General features: G+C 74.4%; 1 protein-coding gene. It reads right to left on the bottom strand.

Features of this window, described 5'->3' with window-relative positions:
- Positions 1-1,142, bottom strand: a 1,142-nt coding sequence (locus GCU69_RS07840; protein WP_156205501.1) for a DEAD/DEAH box helicase, incomplete at both ends; no start/stop codon positions are given.

Genomic DNA, 1,142 nt, shown 5'->3' with positions numbered 1-1,142 from the left:
GGCGACGACCGGCACGCCGGACGGCGGCCGGGCACCGGTGATCCGCACCAGCTCCGGGTCGCCGGGGCGCACCCGGGCGCTGCCCGGGGTGATCCGGGCCTGGGCCATCAGCCGGGACATGTCGCGCCGCTGCTCGGGCGTGACGAGGGTGACCACGGTCCCGGCCTCCCCGGCCCGCGCGGTGCGTCCGCCGCGGTGCAGGTAGTCCTTCGCCTCGGTCGGCGGGTCGACGTTGACCACCAGGTCGAGGCCGTCGATGTGGATGCCGCGGGCGGCGACGTTGGTGGCGACGAGCGCCGTGGCCTTGCCGCTCCGGAACTGCTCCAGCGTCCGGGTGCGCTGCGGCTGCGACTTGCCGCCGTGCAGCGCGACCGCCCGTACGCCCGCGGCCAGCAGGTACTTGGTGAGCCGGTCGGCGCCGCGCTTGGTGTCCACGAACATGATCGTGCGTCCCTCGCGGGCGGCGATCTCGATGGTGGTGGCGCGCTTGTCGGTGTCGTGCACGTGCAGCACGTGGTGCTCCATGGCCGTCACCGTCGCGGCCGACGGGTCCACCGAGTGGGTGACCGGGTCGACGAGGAAGCGGCGCACCAGCTTGTCGACGTTGCGGTCCAGCGTCGCGGAGAACAGCATCCGCTGCCCGTCCGGCGCCACCTGCTCCATCAGCCGGGTGACCTGCGGAAGGAAGCCCATGTCGGTCATCTGGTCGGCCTCGTCGAGGACGGTGATGCCGACCTGGTCGAGCGCGCAGGCGCGGCGGTCGATGAGGTCGGCGAGCCGGCCAGGGGTGGCGACCAGCACCTCGGCGCCCTTCCGCAGGGCGTCGATCTGCCGGTTGATGGACATGCCGCCGACGACCACGGCCGTGCGCAGCCCGAGGGCCTTCGCGTACGGGGTGAGCGCCTCGGTGACCTGGCCGGCCAGTTCGCGGGTCGGCACCAGCACCAGGGCCAGCGGCTTCCTGGCGTCCGCGCGCCGGCCCGCCGTACGGCTGAGCAGCGGCAGCCCGAAGGCGAGCGTCTTGCCGGAGCCGGTCCGGCCGCGGCCGAGGACGTCCCGGCCCGCGAGGGAGTCGGGGAGCGTGGCGGACTGGATGGGGAACGGCTCGGTGACGCCGTTCTCCGCGAGCGCGGGCAGCAGCG

The organism is Streptomyces lycii, from assembly GCF_009735685.1.
GTDB lineage: Bacteria > Actinomycetota > Actinomycetes > Streptomycetales > Streptomycetaceae > Streptomyces > Streptomyces lycii.
The sequence above is the reverse complement of the archived record's forward strand: the minus strand, read 5'-3'. Positions and strand labels throughout refer to the sequence as shown.